Source organism: Methanolobus sp. WCC5, from assembly GCF_045690325.1.
Classification (GTDB): domain Archaea; phylum Halobacteriota; class Methanosarcinia; order Methanosarcinales; family Methanosarcinaceae; genus Methanolobus.
Window position 1 is genome coordinate 2,861,044 of the sequence record NZ_CP146981.1, and the last position, 18,987, is coordinate 2,880,030.

Genomic DNA, 18,987 nt, shown 5'->3' on the forward strand with positions numbered 1-18,987 from the left:
AAGAACATGCCTTATTCCAGCACTTTTATGCGTTTGCGGGCATGAATACGCCTTTTTCAACAAACTTGCCCTTTGCGGCAAAGTGCCATTCAGGGAAGCCCGCTGACAATCCTGACTTTAATGATCGCGTCACTATACTAGGTATCTCCGGTTCTGAAGGACCAGAGAATTGTAATTATAGTAACGCGTATTTGTTATAAAAGTATCGTTCGTATCCGTTGGTGTTGTTTGCATTTTTCAGTTTTGGATAGTATTCAACATTCAGGTAACATCTGTATTTTTATTCTAATCTGCATTTTTTTCGCTGGCTTTATATACTACTACTTATCCCATATTGTATGGGGTATGCACTTGAGTCAAAGAAGATTCACTTCGGTTATTTCCGGTCATCGTACTTGCTTGCTTTTTGTTTATGAGGAGATGGAAATATGCCTTTAATGAGTATAATAGGTTGTACTGAGTTTGAAAAGGAAATTGTGAAGTTACTGGCTGAGGATGTCATGATCGACAAGCTTCTTATAGTAGATGAATCCGGCTCGCCGGAGCTTGTATCGGACCTTGAACAGAGGGGCATGAAGCCGGAATTACTTTTTCCGGAAAAACTGCCCCCAGGTTTGAAAAAAAGTAAAGGTTTCAATGTTCTGGTAACCCTTCAGGATGTCAACGTGTACAAATCGTCGCAACATCTCAAGAAAGAGACCTACGAGAAAATAAAGTTCTACGGTCTTGTATCCAATGGTGTCCTGATGTTCTACGGTTCATGCCAGGGAATATTCGAAGACGCACTTCTTGATTTCCGCAACAGTAATTTCTTCCTTGAATTATTGTCTTCTGAGAAGGCAAAATATCTTGAGGGCATTGAGTCATGTTCCGGGAAACCTGCTGACAAGGATGGCCATCCTGCTTCACCTCTTGAAGAATACAAGGATTGCTACAACAGACTTAAGGAATTGATACTTTCTTCAAATGCTAATTGATTTTGGGATTATCTATGGGTGTCATCTCTGATATATCTGATATATCTGTTCTCATTCTTTTTGACATTATTCTTTAATAGTTTATGGTACTGTAAGGGGTAAGCATAGGATACATCTGACTATCAGTGTTAGTGCCTGTCTTTGCAAGTCCGATAACTCAAAATCAGTATAATTCACAGGAATCTCATAATGGTGTTAAAGGGAAGTGCCTATGCACTTGGTGCCGGCACGGTAATCAATGCAATAGCCACATGGAAAGGTGCGGCTTTTGGTATCGATCTTAAAACATTTGCAGATGTGAAACTGACAGACGATCACTCTGTTATCCAAGGGACAGTTGAAGGTGTGCCGGATGCTGATACTTCCCTTATTGAAAGGTCGGTCTCCTACGTCCTTGAGCATTTCGGGATTGAAATGGGAGGTACTGTAACTACCCGTTCGGAAGTTCCGCTTGCAAGTGGTCTTAAAAGCAGCAGCGCTGCAGCAAATGCCTCTGTACTGGCAACCCTTGATGCTATTGGTGAGGAGCTGGCCCCCTTTGATGCCGTGAAGATAGGTGTGCGTGCGGCTCTTGATTCAAGGGTTACCATTACAGGGGCCCTGGACGATGCCTGTGCCTCATTCTATGGGGGTTTTGTCGTAACTGACAACAGGGAAATGAAGTTATTGAAAAGGACAGAACATGAGTATGAAGTATTGATATTCGCACCCGACAGGAAGTCATTCAGCTCCGGTACAAATGTTTCGCGTTCACAGATCATCGCGCCGTGGGTGGACATTGCATATGATCTCTCCCTTAAAGGGGAGCATCAGAAGGCTATGACACTTAATGGTTTTCTGTACTGTGCAGCACTTGGCTTTGACACGGAGTTCCTGCTGCGCGCTCTGGAAATTGGTGTGCAGGGCGTTACTCTTTCAGGCACAGGACCTTCTTATGTGGCACTTGTGAATGAAGGTCAGGCCGCAGAGCTTAAATGTGCGTGGGATGACTGTGGTGTAAGCGGAAAAGTGATAAGGACAAAGGTAAATAATACAGGTGCGGAAAAGATCCGGTCTTAAGTTAAAGTCAGCGGGGAACACATGTCCACTATCAAAGAAGTACGTGAAGAAATAGAACAGATTGATAGCGAGATAATAAAACTCATCCATAAAAGGGTTGCTATGGCTGCGAAGGTCCTTGATGCCAAGAGAAAAGAAGCAATGAATATCAATGACCCCTCCCAGAACACCGTTGTTCTGGAGCGTGCAGTAGATACGGCAACTGAATTGAATCTCGATGTTTCTGCCATAAAAGAGATTTTTGGCATATTGATCAGAATGAACATAGAAAGACAACAGGAATTGAGCGGAGAAGGTAATCTTCCTTAGGAGAATAGAAAAATGGTTGATATTGCAATAGTGATGGGTTCGGAATCTGACAGATCCGTAGCAAACAGAGTGACAGCTGTTCTTGACGGAACTAATTATTCATATGATGTCCAGGTCATATCCGCCCACCGTAATCCGGACAGACTGGATGAGTATGTGGGGCAGAGCGATTCAAAGGTATACATAGCAATAGCAGGTCTGTCTGCCGCTTTGCCGGGTGTCATAGCATCCAAGACAAAAAAACCGGTGATCGGGGTTCCTGTAAGTGCAAAGATGATGGGTCTTGATGCCCTGCTCTCTACTGCCCAGATGCCTCCTGGTGTTCCGGTAGCAAGTGTGGGTGTTGACAATGGTGCCAACGCAGCACATCTTGCGATAAGGATATTGGATCTTATTCAGTAATCTATCCTGTTTAAGCGGAATAAGCACTGCTCGTCACCGTTTCCCATGGTTTCGAGCACGTCCACTTCAAGCTCATGCCCGTAAATATCCAGGATCCTTGCAAAAATACCTCTTGAAAGGGTACATAGTATGGGATTGAGCTGGGCTTCTTCTTTTCCCCAGGGGCACACACTTCCCTGAATGGTGAAAATGGTATTCTCATCAGATGTCATCTCTGACTCGAAATTAGCTCCAAGCTGGTTTATTATCTGACAGCACATATCCCCTATACACTCATAAGCAGCCATCCCTTTTTCCGGATCCGTGTTCTCCATGATAGCTTCCACGACCATGTCTATCATCTGATGTATTACGATACTCTTCTGTTCTGCGGGCAATGTTTTCAGCAGGGCCGGTATAACCTGTGTGAGCACTGAACGGATCTTGTTCTGCAGATTCAGCTTGTCCCTTTCTGCCAGAAGTTCATAATGCATATTCTTCAGTTTGAGCAATGAATTGATACGTGTAAGGAGTTCCATTTTATTGACCGGCTTGGTAAGGAATTCATCTGCTCCGGCTTCGATACCGTTTATCCAGTCATCTCTTCCTGAAAGTGCTGTAACCATGATCACGGGTATGAATTGAGTATCCGGGTCTCCTTTAAGTGCCTGACACACCTGGTAGCCATTAATATCCGGCATCATTACATCAAGAAGTATGACGTCAGGTTTTTCTGCCTCTACAAGTTCAAGTGCATCTTTACCATTTATGGCCGTGACGACTTCATATTTTTCTTCAAGGTATGCTTTAAGCAGTTCAATGTTCATGATCTCATCATCAACAATGAGTATCTTTGGATTGGATGATGTAATGATAAAAACTCCTTTATGCCTGTTTTATGTTATGGATAGTATCAACTAAATTAGATAATATTAATATAATTATTTTATTAATATATATAACTGCTGGCTTTATTAGTCTTATTTTAACGAACGAACAAGCAAAACAGGTTCACTGGCAAGAATCCAATGAACCGTATATCTTCTTGCAGGACTGCTGCAATCAATTAAAAAATGAGATTGTAATGTGTTTTATAATTCCACCAGTTTGGCTTTGGAACCTTTAAGACTGATGCCGGCAGATGTAATGTCAAATATGTTGATATCCAGGGTTATTTTAGTGCTGCGCATTTTAGGTATGCTCAGGAAGCGTTCATTCTTGCCGGTGTACGGATTCTCTTTGACCATGAGCTTAACAGCGCCGTATGTTGAATAATCTGCTATCTTATGTGTTATCTCATAGGCAGCTTCATCCATTATGTACAGGGTTGTGGTCTTTTGTTTTGCAAGTAAGCGATTTATTGTATCGAATTTGTCCCTGAACTCCTTTGGACCAAGGCCAAAGGCAAGTACTCCTATATTGTCAATTACTGCCACATCGGTACCTTCAGGTATCAACTTTACAAGATCGATGAGGTCTATCTCTTCGATATTGAATCCTTCCTGGTCCGGCCGGATGTACCTGTCAAGACGTGTTTCTTCTATGATCTCTATTTCCGTATCACTAAATTCATCTGTCAGGCGTGCTTCCCTGGCGATGCTCCCTGTCCTGAACTCGATGACCTGTTTTATTTGCAGCAGGCCTTTGTCTATGAATGATTCAAGGCCCAGCCCAAGCATGGATGCCTGTTCCAGCAGATCTTCAGGTGTTTCTTCGGTTGCGACCATGACACACTTCTGGCCGTCCATGCACGATTTGTGCAAAAAGTGCAGTCCGAATATTGTTTTGCCGGCACCCGGTACTCCGGTAATAAGGATGCCTTTTCCTTTTGGGTATCCTCCACTTATCTTTTTGTCCAGATTTGCTATTCCAGTAGGCATTCTTTCCATTTATATCACGCTAGACCTGAATATACAATAATCTTCCGTCACCAATTTATATATTATTAAGTTAAATATATTATATAAACATATTCTTCTTATCCTCTTATCTGTTACTCCCTGCACATTATATCTTTTAAACCTTCACCTTGAGCATAGCCTGCGAACAATATTTATAGCTTTAAACCAAAAAATGGTGTGGGGACAGGACAGCTATTTCTGCCTGTCAGGGTGGTTTTAGTTCGCCGTATAAGTTCATAAGGGTAACAGACAGATCCTATGATGTTACTTTATGTATTTGTTCTGTCTTATTTGTATCAGGTGTATGGGGACAGAAAGGGATAATCATGAATATCGATCTCAATTTAAAGATAGGTGGTGCAGCCGGCCAGGGCTTGCAAACCACCGGAATGTCACTGGCAAAGACACTGAAGAAAAGCGGTTTCCATGTTTTTTCCACACAGTACTATCTTTCCAGAGTTCGGGGGGGGCACAATACCTTTCAGATACGTATCAGTGATTCTCCTCTTTTGGCAATGACTGAAAATGTAGACATTCTTCTGGCACTGGATAATGAGTCCATAGAGCAGCACCTCTCTGAACTGAGCGATGGCGTGGTGGTTGCTGATACTGATGTAATTGATATCAAAGAATCTGCTGATTCCATATTTCATGTTCCTATGTTAAAGATTGCCAAGGATGTATGTGGTGACAGGATATACTCAAACTCTGTTTCCATGGGTGCTGTTATTGGTTTACTCTGCCTTGACCTCTCCGGACTTGAACAGGTATTAAAGAAGACCTTCAAAAAGAAGGGTGAAGAGATCATAAAAAAGAATATCGATGCTGCACGCGCCGGACATGCTTACGTTAAAGAGAACTATCCGGGAGGGTGCAAATTCTCACTGGCCGATCCCGGGGAAATTGAAGACATGATGCTCATAAGCGGAAATGAGGCAGTGGGGCTTGGTGCCCTGGCTGCCGGAGTGCAGTTCCTTGCAGCATATCCGATGACCCCTTCAACAGGTGTAATGACCTATGTGGCGACAAATGCTGACAGGTTCGGTGTGGTCGTGGAACAGGCAGAAGATGAGATAGCTGCACTGAACATGGTCCTGGGTGCTTCTTTTGCTGGTGCGCGTTCCATGACAACAACATCCGGAGGTGGTTTCTCCCTGATGGCTGAAGCCCTTGGACTTGCAGGTATTACCGAAACCCCTGCTGTGATATTCCTTGCCCAGCGTCCCGGGCCGGCTACCGGTCTGCCTACAATGACCGAACAGGGTGACCTTCTGTTTGCCCTGCATGCTGCCCAGGGTGAATTCCCAAGATGCATCCTTGCACCGGGAACTGCGGAGGAATGCTTCTTTATGACTGCAGAGGCCTTCAATATTGCAGATAGATACCAGATCCCTGTCCTTTTAATGAGTGACCAGTATCTGGCTGATTCGCTGTTCACATGTCCCAGGTTCGATGCTTCCAAAGTGAAAGTTGAAAGGCATTTACTGTCTGACCAGGAGCTGAGGATCAAGAAGGAAGAATACAGGCGCTACAAACTGACTCCCCGGGGTATCTCCCCGCGCGCTCTTCCGGGACAGGAAGGTGTACTCGTTGTTGCGGACAGTGACGAACATGATGAATCTGGCCACATCAATGAGGATCCTGAAAACCGCATAAAGATGAACGATAAACGTATGAAGAAGCTGGAAGTGCTCAGGGAGGAGATGCCTGTGGGCAAAGTATACGGAAATTCTAATTCTTCTTTGACGCTGATAGGGTGGGGTTCCACTTATGGTCCACTCACTGAGGTGGTGGATATACTGAGCAGCCAGGGCAAGTCTGTGAACCTTATTCATTTTACTCACATTCACCCGCTCCCAATTGAAGCTACAATAAAATTGCTTTCAAAGGCAAAGAAGACCGTATGTGTGGAGAACAATTCCACCGGGCAATTCTCCCGCCTTTTGAAAGCAGATGCAGATATAAATGTCACAGAGCATGTTCTCAGGTATGACGGAAAACCCTTCAGTCCGGGATATATAATTGAGGCTCTGAAGAAAAAGGAGATGATCTGAATGGTCAGCATAGAGGACTACGGTAACTTTGAAACTGCATGGTGCCCCGGATGTGGGAATTTTGGAATCCTCAAAGCGATCAAACAGGCGCTTGTAGATCTTGGCCGCTCGCCTCATGAGGTACTGATAGCTTCCGGTATCGGCCAGTCAAGCAAACTGCCTCATTACCTGAAGTGCAACACTTTCAACGGGCTTCATGGTCGCTCTCTCCCGCCTGCTACAGGGGCAAAGGTGGCTAACCACGAACTGACCGTCATTGCAGTTACGGGAGACGGCGATTGCTATGGTGAAGGTGGGAACCATTTCCTGCACACTGTCAGGAGGAACCCGGATATTACAATGATAGTTCACGACAACCAGATATATGGTCTTACAAAAGGCCAGGCATCTCCCACAAGTGAGATTGGCATGAGAACAAAGATCCAGACACATGGCGTTTTCAATATGCCACTCAACCCGCTTTCCCTGGCAATATCTATGGATTGTTCCTTTGTAAGCCGTGGATATGCCGGTAACATCCAGCACCTGTCAAAACTTATCGAAAAGGCTATACAGCACAAAGGCCTGTCTCTTGTTGATGTGCTGCAGCCATGCGTTTCCTTCAACAAGCTGAATACTTTCAAATGGTATTCTGAAAGGGTATATGAAATGGAGGATCCGGGTTATGAGCTAAATGACAGGGTGCGGGCATTTGAGAAGTCGCTTGAATGGGGAGATCGGATCCCCCTTGGTGTATTCTATGTGAATGAAAAACCAAGCTTTGAAGAACATCTTGATGCGCTGGCTACAGGCCCATTATACAGGAACGGAGCAAAGACTGATGCTGTGAACGAACTGATAGATGGTTTTATCTGATCATTCTCAGGTTATTTCCCGGGTAACTTCTAATTGTTATCCGGGCATATTCCTTTAATCACAACAAGTCTTTCAAAAGAGCATTTCTTACTGGCAATTACCTGTGTGATGAAGCCCCTTTTTTCTATTTTTGTCCTTACCTCATCGATGCCTGTAAGGGATGAGACCAGCAACAATATGAAACCTTCGGGTTTCAGGTAGCCGGCCACTTCCTCCATGAAAGGGTCTATCTCCCTGCGACCATCAATTCCGCCATCAAAGGCGTAATTCAGCCATCCCGGAACCTTTTCCTCTTCTGTGGTTGGAAGATACGGGGGATTGAATATCACAATGTCGAACTGGCGTTTGTTTTTGATCCCTTTGAACATGTCTGTCCTGATAACCTCTATGCCATTGGACCTTGCACAGCTTGCAGCAAAAGGGCTGATGTCCGTTGCCAGAAGGGTTATCTTTCTGTTGGCCTGGAGGACTGCAGAGACAAAACCGCTACCTGTACCTATTTCAAGGACATTCATATCATCCATTATTATCCCAAGGGCCGAGTCTGCAAGTAAAAAAGAGTCTTCGGCAGGTTCGTACACTTGCTCTGACAGGGATACTGTTGCATTCTGATAATTGATTGTGGCCATGTCTGTGAACAACCCGGGTGAATTATGTTACAGGTCAATATCTTTTCCTGTGCGTGAATAATTTATTAGCGAGTTCTGCGAATTGTTCCGGTTCAAGATTCTCAGGTCTTGCATCAAGTATTTCCTGTGGAAGCTCAGACATTATGTCCTTCATATCTTCTATTCCAAGTAGTTGCCTGTTTCTCAGTAGTGAATTTCTCATCTTTTTGCGTCTCTGTCCGAAAACAGCAGTAACCAGGTCCAGGAAATACTTCTCATCCAGAACTTCAAAGTCTGCAGGTCTGGGTTTTATTTCGACTACTGCAGAAAGGACTTCCGGAGGCGGGGAGAAGGCACTCCTTGGGATCTTCATGATTATGGCCGCATCTGCAAAATAATGGGCATTGACTGACAGGCGGCTATAATCTTTGGAATTTGCAGTGGCTACCAGTCTTTCTGCAAATTCATACTGATACATTAGTATTCCCAGCCTGAAATGGTGCCTGAAAAGCTTGAATGTGATCTGGGAGGATATGGAGTAGGGAAGGTTTGAGACCACTTTATCAAAAGGCGGAAAATCGGTTTCAAGCACATCTGCGTGGATCACTGTAAGCTTCCCGTTGTCTTTAAAACGATCCTTTAGGACATCAACAAGTTCAGGGTCCTTTTCAATTGCAAACACGTGTGCCGCTTTTTCCATTAACCTTTCTGTCAGGTTGCCAATACCTGCACCTATCTCAAGTATCGTTTCATCGGATCTTATGTCTGCAGCACTGACTATTCTGTCAAGGATACGCTCGTCTATCAAAAAATGCTGGTCATGGTATCCACCACGGATACCGTATTTTTTTAATATATCACGGACCAAGAAATGAACACCTTTTACTGGCCACGTGGGCGGCGAAGAGGTATTGTGAAGAGCCTGTACTTGATATTGTCATCCTTAAGTTCTTCTATTATCCTGTTGACAATTACCTTCTCCGGTGAGTGCACGCCTCCGACCCTTTCATGTAATTCCTGGAAGTTCTTGAAAGTCCCTTTCTTCCTTTCATCTATGATGGCCCACATGAGCTTCTTTCCAATACCCGGAAGTAGTTCCAGCATGTGTAACCTGTTTGTAATGGGGTGTGCATCGTTGAAGAACTGTATGAACCTTTCTTCGTGATTCTTTACGCTCATCTCCAGGATATAGGGGAGCTCAAGCTGTGCACCATGGCTTAAGTCCTGATATGATATGCGATGCTTAACGTGATCAATAAGGTCTCTGTCACCTTCGCCTATATATACCCGGGACTGGATATCAGGCACTTTCCCTTCTTTTGGTACAAGCTCCATCAGGACAAAGTGCTTCTCCCCCACGGCCTGTACAACAGGTTTCTTTTGATATGAAGGACGTTTATCGTCAGAACTTCCATATGGAAGATAGTCCAGAACCCATGCATTATCTTCTTTTTCAGGTGGCTTTCCCCTCGTTGTCATATATTCCCTCCAGTGACATAACCACTGCTACTCATGCATTTTCTCTCGAAATAAAAAAGGATGTATCAAATATAAATCTAATCCATTGCTTCTTCTACGAGATCAAGCATTTCGTCTAGCTCTTCATCCGTGAGCGTGAATCTCTCCTTTGCATAAAGTGACCTGAGCTCATCCCTTGTCTGGGGCGCTATATCCGCTATCCTTATGGCTATTTCAGGTTTCATCTTTTCAAGTTCAAGAAGTTTGTTCACAAGGTCCCTTGCTTTTTCCGGTGTTGTCTTTGAGAACATTTCCGCATGATTGATAGCCTTGCGTAGTTCATATCCCAGCTCTTCTTCGTCTTTGAGACGCTCTTCCATGATCTCGTGCAATAAACCCTTTACTTCGGACAGGGTTAACAATTCCTCACTCAGAACTTCTTTTACTATCATTGATATACACTCTATGCATTATTTGGATATTGCTCATCCTTGGATGGCATTAAGATCTCAATATGATTTAGTTATATCGTTAGATACACGCAATAAAGATATATCTAACGATAAAAATGGTACTTCAGGTAAGGACCTGAAATTCCTGCTATCTCAGTATTTTTGTGGTTTAAGGTGCTGTGGAAGGGATATTATCTCTTTCATTGCGTTCCCGTCCCTTATCTGCAGAAGATAAGCACGGCCACGCTGACCAATTACTTTTCCGGTCTTTCCCTGGAACCTGGGGTTTGGCATCCCTTTCTGTACACTGGGGTCAATGTCTATATGGACCATCTGCCCGTTGTTAAATTCCTGAATGGCTTTGCTAACAGGCGAGATTCCTCTTTCCCTTGTGGTCTTCTTTAATTTGTACCTTGTACAACATTTTTCACCGTGTGATGTTGGCATGATTGTTTTCCTCCATTGATCAAATGATTAATTTATATTGATTTTGTGTGAATGTCCGGATGAGCTGTCCCTAAAAGGGATCCCGGTCATATATCTACTTTGATGACATTGAGTTCGGTAACTGTTGCCTGCACACCCAGCAGTCCTGTGAGGCTTGGCACAGTTCTTCCATCGTCTCCTGATGTAAGTTCCTTGACATACAGACCGCCATCACAATGTACTTCGATAATGGCATAGTCATCCGTTTTCTCTTTGAGCTGCATGTCATGAACATATCGTTTACGGACAAGGTCCGCCCTTCTGTGGGACACACGCTGCGGTGTCCTCTGATGCACCTGCACTCCTATAAGGGAGTTAATAGCATCTGTAAGCATGTCCGTGGAAACAGGCTCTTTGAATGTAACTTTAAGGTTATAAACTTTATCCGCCTTTGATGATTTAAGGGTCTCTATAACGTCCTTCTCTACAAGTTTCAATTCCCCGACCTCCACTTTACCGGAGGCGAAATCATTAATTCTCTTTTCCAGTTCCCATACATCTATGCTGCGGATTTCCGGGTTCAGGGCCTCGACAACAAAGGGCCGTCCGGTTCCCAGCATCAGTGCATCTATATCCTCACGTCCTGCACCATGGAACTTTGTGTCCGTTGCACCGGTGGCTTTTGCCACTTCTTTGCCGATAAGCTCATCAACGGATTCAGGGTACTGTTTCCCCGTGTTGTCGCATTGTTCACATCCGCGGCCGCCACACTTACGGCAAGGCCATCTGGTCTGTGGGATACCTCTTACAAGTTTCCTGTATCTTCCCTGTATGTAAAGTGATCTTACATGTATGCTTGCAGTCTCTTCTGCAAGGTCAAGGGTTACCACAACATCCGGTCTTACAAACTCTACCTCTTTTCCCGTACGGGCTGCGATGAGCTTCCCGACCTCGCGGTTCATTTCTGTCTTGAACTGCTCAGCCTGTGTTATTCCGCACTCGCTCCAGAGTATCTCTTCATTCTCACCTATCAGTCCGCTGACCTTTGTACCCACCAGGAATGTAGAGTATTCTATTTCCCCTATGCTTGCAACCGCCCTGTCGGCCCAGGTCTGAAGATCATCGAAAATTGCCTGGCATACCCAGCATTTATCATCTTCTCCTTCTATCTTCAGGGTCTTTCTTGCATATCTGCTGCTCTTTGCCATTGTTTCAAGGAGGGACTCGTCACCCGACTCTTTGAACAGGGCATCTCCTTGCATTACCAGGCTCAGTTTTACAGCACTTCCTCTTTCAACATTTGTAAGGCCTGTAGACAACCTGGCGAATTGCCTGCCCATACAATGGTCGCAGATGGGTCCTTCATTAATGATCTTCTTAGCGGTTTCAAGTATGTTCATGGGATCACTTTCAGTTATCTGGCTATCATCTCAAACTAATATAAGCATGTCTGATATCCTGGTATTTAACCGGATACCTGGCACAGAAGGATACTATATAATATAACCTTTGGCTATGCTTCCTTCCTGTCCAGTTCATTGAGAATAATTATCATACAGTGGTCGGAATGGAGTGAAAGAGGTCCTATGTTAAGTGTCTGTTTAGCCATGCTGGCAATGAGCTCTTCTTCCGCTTCTGTGACCCCGGTATGGTCGCCCAGGATGAATACTGCATCCGTGGCAAGTTCTGTATATTCCCGTATATCTGTTCCATCTTCCTTCAGATAATAAATATCCCTGCTTGCTTCGCCGAACTCCTTCAGCAGCTCCTCCAGGCCTGCACGGCGGATCCATACGCCAGGGGTGGATTGGGTTTCATATGGTGTGGCATCCTTTTCAAGTGCTTTCTTTATCAGGGAGCCGCTACTCCTCTCATCAGGGTTGAGGTATTTAAGTTTCTCTCCGTTAAACCTTATCACTTTAACAGGATCCGGCTCTCCGAGGAGTATCAGGTGGACATTTACGTCCCTTCTCATCCCATGTGAAAGGAAAAGTGCAGAGTTGACGCACCTGCAAAGAATATCCATCCTTCCGGCAGAGCCTGGCAGGTCATTAAGGGAAAAGTCACCGGTAGTCAATGCCTTATGTCCTATTATCACAAAATCCTTCATTCTATTCCTCTTTTTTATTTCTCGCCTTTGAGCAGCATCTTTGCAAGTGCGGCTGCAACCTGCCGGTAGTTCATATCATCACCCGCAATACCTGAAACGAATTCATCGTATTTGTCAAGCTGGCCCCGCCTTATATGCATCCTTATCTCATCTGCAATACGGTTCTCTTTGATTCTCTCGATATCCCTGCTGGCAGGTACTTCTCTTTTCAGGATATCGGTTTTTGTTATATTGGTAATTGTATCGAGTTTGCCGGTTTCCCTGCTCGTTACAAGCGTGTATGCAAGACCTGGCCTGCCGGCTCTTGCAGTCCTTCCTATCCTGTGGACATAGATCTCTGGCTCCTGGGGCAGGTCGTAATTGAAAACAACCTCAATGTTATCGATGTCTATGCCTCTTGCAGCCACATCAGTTGCTATGAGGATACCGATATCCTCCTTCCTGAACCTGTCCATCCTCTGCTCTCTTTGCCTTTGCTTGATGTCTCCGTGAAGTGCTTCGGCCGGGTATCCTCTGGAGCGCAGTTTCACTACCAATTTGTCAACTTCTTTTTTCGCGTTACAGAAAACCAGTGCAGACTTGATATTCTCTGCTTCTATCAGGCGCCTTAAGACCTCTGGTTTTGCATTCTCCTTGACCTCAAAGTAATATTGTCTGACCTGGGGAACAGTAAGTTCCTTTTTTACTACCTTTATGTGGACAGGGTCTTTCAGGTAGTTCTCTGAAAGCTTGATTATCGCTTTTGGCATTGTTGCAGAAAATAGCAGTGTCTGGCGGTTTGCCGGGATTTTCTCGAGTATTTTTTCGATATCCTCCCTGAAACCCATGTTCAGCATCTCATCAGCTTCATCAAGCACCACGATGCTTATGTCATCTGTCTGTAAAGTCTGCCTTTCAAGATGGTCTATTATTCTTCCGGGGGTTCCTACCACCATCTGGGGTCCTTTCCTGAGCTCAATTATCTGTGCATCTATTGAAAGTCCTCCGTAAACAGGCACTATCTTCACTTGCGGGATATACTTTGCCAGCCTGCTGATCTCTTCTGCTACCTGGCCTGCAAGCTCCCTTGTGGGGCATATTACAAGACTCTGGGTCTTTTTGACAGACGGGTCAATTAGTTCCAGCATTGGTATACCGAATGCTGCCGTTTTTCCTGTCCCTGTCTGTGCCTGTCCTATAATGTCCTTTCCTTCCAGTATATCCGGAATGCACATTTGCTGGATATCCGTTGGCTCTCGAAATCCCATTTCTTTGATGCTTTTCCTTATTTCCTTTGAAAGGTAAGGGTCTTTGAATATTTCTGTTCCTATCAATTTCCACTCCCGGCAAAAAACGTAATTTGTCTAATGCCTTCTAATGTCTTATATAAGTTCAGGCATGTGCTATGTGGTTCAATATGCAGTGTGCATATAATGCATGCACAATGATGCGATCCCGGCAACAGGACTTACCTTACAGGTTCTGTTCTGCTTTTCAGGCTTGCATACATTTCAGCAATTCTCACAGCCTTTTGTGCAACATCCATGGCATCATGGCCTATGATCCTGATCATGGCTTCCTTTCCCAAAGCTCCGACATCATAGATGATATCCGGTACTTTTCCATGTCCTTCAATTGCTTCAGAGGTCCCCCAGTCCATTGTATGTACGCCTTTTGGTTCTTGTTCCCTTGAAAAAGATGCCATGTCAAGTCCCTGTTCTCTGCATGTCATCAGGATATCTTCATCATACTTGATGTTCACTGCAGCCCTGCATGTTGGGTTATATTCCATTGCAGCAAGGATCATGCGGGCAACATGGCTGCTTGCATCAAAATCAATATCTCCCACTACTTTTGCTGTTTCTTTTACTCTTACTATCCGGGCCGTGACTGCGGCAACATCCCGGATGGATGCAGCATCATGTAATGCCATAGCTATATTGCATCCTACCTCCGGTATAAGTGCTGCAAAGTCCCTGCAACCGGTAAGCATCCTCACTCCTTCTTTTACATTTTCCAGGACATTATATCTCTCTGAATTGTGCAATATCCAGGATAACTGGTTTACAGGCCCTGCTCCTTTTCCGACAGGTATGCTGCCTTTTATGGCTTTAACGACAAACTCTTTTGCTCTTTTGGCAGCTTCCTCTATTCCATGTCCCTGTGCAAGGAAAGATGCAAGTGCAGCGGAATATGTGCATCCTGAACCATGTGTTCCACCCTTGATGAAAGTTCCGGGAATCACTGTATATGTATCCTTTTCAGCATCATAGATGATGTCTGATGCATCAAGGTGCCCACCGGTAACTATAACAAACCGTACTCCTGTCTGGCTTATCACTTTGGCGGCTTCTTTAGCACTATCCATGTCATTTATCTGTATTCCTGAAAGGATGCTCGCTTCATTGATATTTGGCGTGACGGCTTCACAGACGGGCAAAAGATCTTCTTTAAGGGTTGATGCAGCGTCCTTACAAAGCAGATCCCCACCTGCCTCTGCCGCCATTACAGGATCCACAACCAGTTTAAGTCCATACTTCTTTACCATGGATGCAACGGTAGATGTAATCTCTGCTGAGGAAAGCATCCCCGATTTTGCCCATGTGATATCCATGTCTGTGCAAACGGCATCTATCTGTTTGCATATGAACTCACCGGGAATATCATAAGCATCCAGCACTCCGGTTGTATTCTGCGCGGTAACGGATGTGATGGCACATGCAGGGTGAAGCCCAAGACTTGCTATTGTTTTTATGTCTGCTTCAATTCCGGCTCCTCCTCCGGAATCTGATCCTGCGATTGTCAGTATGACTGATGTTCTTTTCATTTTATTGCCCTGGTTTTGTTATATTGGTGACAGAGCCCTTAAATGTCTTGATACTTATATAACAGTTGGTTAAGCGGGCCTATATATCTTTGTTATCTGGCTTAAATGTTAAGATGAATGGCCCGGAAGGAACAGTGCTTTACGATAGTTATATATACTGCATCAGCAACATTGATGCATCGCAACATGTATAAGTAAATAAACAAATTTACAAGTCATTATTCGCGTATAATTATTTGGATCTATTTAACTGAGGGCGACAAAATATGGGAAACAGACCTCTTGATATATTGAACGATGCTTTGAACACACCTGTAATCGTGAGACTAAAAGGCGCAAGGGAATTCCGTGGCAAACTCCAGGGTTATGATGTTCACATGAACCTTGTACTGGATGATGCTGAGGAACTCAGGGAAGGAGAAATTGTTAGAAAACTGGGTAGTGTTGTTATCAGAGGTGACAACGTAGTCTATGTTTCTCCCTGAAATGAACGTAAGCTATAAGAACTACTAGCCATATCATGGGTAAACTCCAAGCTGTCAATAGCTGGAAATGCTCCTGCCAGGCCAGACTCAAGGCAGTTCGATCAATTATCAGAATTTCAAATCAAAAGGTGATTATAAATGTCAAAAGGTACTCCTTCAATGGGTAAAAGACAAAAGCGCACGCATGTAAAATGCAGGCGCTGCGGTAGCGTTTCACTTAACATTCATACGAAACAGTGCACTTCATGCGGTTTCGGGAAGAGCGCGCGCATGAGAAGCTATAAGTGGCAGGCAAAGTGCAAATATTAGGTCTTTTACATACTCAGGATCTAAAAAAATGCGCGAAGAATGCGGTGTTGTAGGAGTCGTTAAATTCGATTCGGAGCCACATCCTGTGCCCTCCGCACTTCGCATCTACTATGCACTTTATGCCCTGCAGCATCGTGGTCAGGAATCTGCCGGAATTGCAGTCCATGACGGCAGGCATCCCCAGACAATAAAGGGTATGGGGCTTGTTCCTGAGGTTTTTGATAAGGACGATCTTGTCTCTCTTAAGGGTGATGTAGGGATAGGTCATGTCCGCTATTCTACTTCCGGCGACTCAAGGATAGAGAATTGCCAGCCATTCATAGTCAAGTACAAGAGTGGCAGTGTGGCGCTTGCTCACAATGGCAACCTTGTCAACGGTCTTGACCTGCGGGCCCAGCTTGAGGCCGAAGGTCACATATTCGTTGCAAACTCCGATACGGAGGTAATTGCACATCTTCTGGTAAAAGAACTTCTAAAGCATGGTGCAGTAGAAGCCGTACGCAATGTTATGAAGCAGCTGAACGGCTCTTATTCCCTGACCATCATGATAGATGACCAGCTAATGGCCGTGAGGGATCCCTTCGGATTCAAACCCCTATGTGTTGGTACCCTTGATTCCGGTTATGTGGTTGCCTCCGAGAGTGTGGCAATTGATACACTTAATGGCAAACTCCTCAGGGATGTAAGACCCGGTGAATTGCTCATCTTCAATGACGGTGAGATTGAATCCTATCAGCTCTTTGATGAGAAATATTGTGCTCACTGTGTTTTCGAATATGTCTATTTTGCCCGTCCGGATTCCATAATTGACGGACAGCTTGTCTACAGGGTCAGGGAACGGATCGGTGGGAGGCTGGCCAGGGAATATCCTGTTGACGGGGATATGGTATCTCCCGTACCAGACTCAGGTATCACTTCTGCGATAGGTTTTTCCAAGGAGTCAAAGATAGACTATGAAGAGAGTCTTATGAAGAACCGATATATAGGTCGCACATTCATCCTTCCCGGACAGGCAATGCGTGAAACGGCAGTGCGTCTGAAAATGAATACTATCAATGAGAACATAAAGGGCAAAAAGGTCATCCTCATTGATGATAGTATCGTGAGGGGGACCACTTCCCGCCGGATAATAGATATGGTACGCAATGCAGGTGCCAGTGAAGTACATGCACGTATTGGAAGTCCGCCTATTGTAGCTCCGTGTTATCTGGGTATTGATATGGCTTCAAGGGACGAGCTCATAGCTGCTCATAAGACCATAAAGGGAGTTGAGGCTGTGATCAATGCGGACTCACTTGGTTATTTGAGCATTGATGGTCTTGTAGAAGCTATAGGCATTGAAAGGGATCATCTGTGCATGGGTTGTCTTACGGGTGCCTACCCTGTCGAGATTCCCGGTGAAACTATATGTCAGCGAAGACAGCTAAAGCTGCATGAATTCTAAATTTTATAACTGGTATTATATTTGTCTATTGTATATAACAACCACATAAATCATATACAGTTATATAGTAATAAGGACAAAACCCAGTTGTAATCAAAAACTGTGCATTCATGCAAGGATGTACCACCCCTTGCTGAATGTGGGATGGGGTTAATTATCACAGGTTATTCTGGAGTAATGCATACCTGTGGTTAGTATATCACACTATCGGAACGATCATTACGATGGTAAATTAGTTTAAAACCATATCCGCATATTACCGATTCCGGATAATCGTTTGCTTGCCATATGAGTAAAAAAGTGTGAAAATGGGGCCGGGATCGAGAATCGAACTCGAATCGTAGCCTCCACAGGGCTACAGGATAACCGCTACCCTACCCCGGCTTGAAGCAGGTGCTTTCCTTGAAAGCACCCTATAGATGTCCGTTTCTTACATAAAGCTTTTCCTTTGAAAGGACGTTTACGGTATCGTCAGGCGGCTTTATTTATAAATCATTATGTTTTTTCAGTTTTTCGATGGCCATTTCAGCTGCCTTTTTGCCGGACATCATCATTCCTCCAAAAACCGGCCTCATCCCGGGTGCACCTGCCACGGCATTTGCGGCCATTCCGGTGACTATGAGTCCAGGATAAACTTCCTTTGCAGTTTCCATCAGGAGGCGTTCCCCGACATCTGCCCACATGGGCTTCTCGCCTACAACGCCTTTCTCCAGTTTTGCCCCTGGTATTTTGCACTGGACAGTGCTGCATATGCCTGCATCATGTCCGGTTCCGTCAATAACGACCTTTGCACGCACTGCAAGGGGGTCTACATGAAACCTTGTCATGGACACCGCCCTCCAATTGATAACAAGTCCGCAGACAGTGTCATTCTCACGGATCATTACATCCTCCACATCTATGAGGTTGAATATCTCCACGCCTGCTCCGGTAGCACCGCAGATAAGCTTTGCAACGGATTCAACAGAACTTGCCACATAGTAGCCTTTCTGGTATTCCCGGTAATTGATGCCAAACTCATCAAGGATATATTTTGCATCTTCCTGTACAACTATGCGGGGGAACATCATCCCTCCTCCCCACATACCGCCACCGATGGAGAGTTTTTTTAAAAAAGCACAGTCTTCAGTCCTGCCTTACCAAGGTACTTAGCAGCAACCAGGTTTGCAGGCACGCCTTCCGCCAGTGCCACATCCACATCAGTATAGTCAGGAAAGACCTTTGGGAATTAATCTACTATAGCTCTTGTTATAACAATTTCATCCAGTTCCATTCTGCATCCTTTTCCTGATTGCTATTTCAATGATAGCTATTAAAAGGTCCAGATTATTACGATTCCCTTAAAGTTAATGG

At 44.7% G+C, this 18,987-nt stretch carries 20 protein-coding genes, 1 tRNA gene and 1 pseudogene; 9 read left to right on the forward strand and 13 right to left on the reverse strand.

The annotated features are described in order from the left end of the window. Positions 1–428 precede the first annotated feature (428 nt). From V7O64_RS13855 to V7O64_RS13870, 4 genes are all read left to right on the forward strand, one after another. Positions 429–977 carry a hypothetical protein gene (locus V7O64_RS13855; RefSeq protein ID WP_407355957.1) on the forward strand — a complete coding sequence of 183 codons (549 nt, stop codon included), beginning with the start codon at positions 429–431 and terminating at the stop codon, positions 975–977. 189 nt (positions 978–1,166) lie between these two features. Continuing rightward, entirely contained in the window at positions 1,167–2,036 is an 870-nt protein-coding gene (locus tag V7O64_RS13860) for a shikimate kinase (protein WP_407355958.1), read from the forward strand. Positions 2,037–2,057: 21 nt separating this feature from the next. Further along, positions 2,058–2,345 carry a chorismate mutase gene (locus tag V7O64_RS13865; RefSeq protein WP_407355959.1) on the forward strand — a complete coding sequence of 96 codons (288 nt, stop codon included), beginning with the start codon at positions 2,058–2,060 and terminating at the stop codon, positions 2,343–2,345. Between the two features lie 12 nt (positions 2,346–2,357). Then, the gene (locus V7O64_RS13870; RefSeq protein WP_407355960.1) at positions 2,358–2,747 is read left to right on the forward strand and encodes a 5-(carboxyamino)imidazole ribonucleotide mutase; all 390 of its coding nucleotides are present in this window, start codon (positions 2,358–2,360) and stop codon (positions 2,745–2,747) included. Here V7O64_RS13870 and V7O64_RS13875 read toward each other — a convergent pair. Continuing rightward, positions 2,741–3,601 (reverse strand): methanogen output domain 1-containing protein, encoded by an 861-nt coding sequence (locus V7O64_RS13875; RefSeq protein WP_407357357.1) that lies wholly within the window; start codon positions 3,599–3,601, stop codon positions 2,741–2,743. The genes V7O64_RS13870 and V7O64_RS13875 overlap by 7 nt on opposite strands. Positions 3,602–3,817: 216 nt before the next feature. Continuing rightward, on the reverse strand, positions 3,818–4,615 hold the full coding sequence (locus V7O64_RS13880; protein WP_407355961.1) for an RAD55 family ATPase: 798 nt from the start codon (positions 4,613–4,615) through the stop codon (positions 3,818–3,820). A gap of 338 nt (positions 4,616–4,953) precedes the next feature. Between V7O64_RS13880 and V7O64_RS13885 the strand changes: the two genes are divergently transcribed. Then, entirely contained in the window at positions 4,954–6,681 is a 1,728-nt protein-coding gene (locus V7O64_RS13885; protein WP_407355962.1) for a 2-oxoacid:acceptor oxidoreductase subunit alpha, read from the forward strand. Beyond that, positions 6,682–7,536: a 2-oxoacid:ferredoxin oxidoreductase subunit beta gene (locus V7O64_RS13890; protein WP_407355963.1), complete on the forward strand. Its 855-nt coding sequence runs from the start codon at positions 6,682–6,684 to the stop codon at positions 7,534–7,536. It begins immediately after the preceding gene. A gap of 29 nt (positions 7,537–7,565) precedes the next feature. On the opposite strand, the gene V7O64_RS13895 is transcribed toward V7O64_RS13890, so the two are convergent. The 9 genes from V7O64_RS13895 to thiD form a co-directional block, all read right to left on the reverse strand. Next, positions 7,566–8,165, reverse strand: coding sequence for a HemK2/MTQ2 family protein methyltransferase (locus V7O64_RS13895; protein ID WP_407355964.1), 600 nt, complete (start codon positions 8,163–8,165; stop codon positions 7,566–7,568). Between the two features lie 34 nt (positions 8,166–8,199). Next, positions 8,200–9,012, reverse strand: coding sequence for a 16S rRNA (adenine(1518)-N(6)/adenine(1519)-N(6))-dimethyltransferase RsmA (gene rsmA, locus V7O64_RS13900; RefSeq protein ID WP_407355965.1), 813 nt, complete (start codon positions 9,010–9,012; stop codon positions 8,200–8,202). 14 nt (positions 9,013–9,026) lie between these two features. Continuing rightward, on the reverse strand, positions 9,027–9,623 hold the full coding sequence (locus V7O64_RS13905; protein WP_407355966.1) for a DUF655 domain-containing protein: 597 nt from the start codon (positions 9,621–9,623) through the stop codon (positions 9,027–9,029). A gap of 77 nt (positions 9,624–9,700) precedes the next feature. Further along, positions 9,701–10,054 carry an RNA polymerase Rpb4 family protein gene (locus V7O64_RS13910; RefSeq protein WP_407355967.1) on the reverse strand — a complete coding sequence of 118 codons (354 nt, stop codon included), beginning with the start codon at positions 10,052–10,054 and terminating at the stop codon, positions 9,701–9,703. A 153-nt stretch (positions 10,055–10,207) separates the two neighbouring features. Next, entirely contained in the window at positions 10,208–10,501 is a 294-nt protein-coding gene (locus tag V7O64_RS13915) for a 50S ribosomal protein L21e (RefSeq protein WP_407355968.1), read from the reverse strand. A gap of 86 nt (positions 10,502–10,587) precedes the next feature. Continuing rightward, positions 10,588–11,880, reverse strand: a complete 1,293-nt coding sequence (locus tag V7O64_RS13920) for a tRNA pseudouridine(54/55) synthase Pus10 (RefSeq protein WP_407355969.1) — start codon at positions 11,878–11,880, stop codon at positions 10,588–10,590. A gap of 113 nt (positions 11,881–11,993) precedes the next feature. Then, a complete protein-coding gene (gene trmY / locus V7O64_RS13925; RefSeq protein ID WP_407355970.1) occupies positions 11,994–12,590 on the reverse strand; it encodes a tRNA (pseudouridine(54)-N(1))-methyltransferase TrmY in 597 nt (198 codons plus the stop codon). A gap of 14 nt (positions 12,591–12,604) precedes the next feature. Continuing rightward, the gene (locus V7O64_RS13930; RefSeq protein WP_407355971.1) at positions 12,605–13,903 is read right to left on the reverse strand and encodes a DEAD/DEAH box helicase; all 1,299 of its coding nucleotides are present in this window, start codon (positions 13,901–13,903) and stop codon (positions 12,605–12,607) included. Positions 13,904–14,037: 134 nt separating this feature from the next. Continuing rightward, on the reverse strand, positions 14,038–15,396 hold the full coding sequence (thiD, locus tag V7O64_RS13935; RefSeq protein ID WP_407355972.1) for a bifunctional hydroxymethylpyrimidine kinase/phosphomethylpyrimidine kinase: 1,359 nt from the start codon (positions 15,394–15,396) through the stop codon (positions 14,038–14,040). A 266-nt stretch (positions 15,397–15,662) separates the two neighbouring features. Between thiD and V7O64_RS13940 the strand changes: the two genes are divergently transcribed. The 3 genes from V7O64_RS13940 (at position 15,663) to purF (ending at position 17,634) form a co-directional block, all read left to right on the forward strand. Further along, a complete protein-coding gene (locus tag V7O64_RS13940) occupies positions 15,663–15,881 on the forward strand; it encodes an LSm family protein (protein ID WP_407355973.1) in 219 nt (72 codons plus the stop codon). A gap of 138 nt (positions 15,882–16,019) precedes the next feature. Next, positions 16,020–16,190: a 50S ribosomal protein L37e gene (locus V7O64_RS13945; RefSeq protein WP_407355974.1), complete on the forward strand. Its 171-nt coding sequence runs from the start codon at positions 16,020–16,022 to the stop codon at positions 16,188–16,190. Positions 16,191–16,218: 28 nt separating this feature from the next. Next, the gene (gene purF / locus V7O64_RS13950; RefSeq protein ID WP_407355975.1) at positions 16,219–17,634 is read left to right on the forward strand and encodes an amidophosphoribosyltransferase; all 1,416 of its coding nucleotides are present in this window, start codon (positions 16,219–16,221) and stop codon (positions 17,632–17,634) included. A 309-nt stretch (positions 17,635–17,943) separates the two neighbouring features. Here purF and V7O64_RS13955 read toward each other — a convergent pair. After that, positions 17,944–18,018, reverse strand: a tRNA-His gene (locus V7O64_RS13955). Positions 18,019–18,119: 101 nt separating this feature from the next. Continuing rightward, positions 18,120–18,907, reverse strand: a pseudogene (locus V7O64_RS13960) (sulfide-dependent adenosine diphosphate thiazole synthase). Positions 18,908–18,987 lie beyond the last annotated feature (80 nt).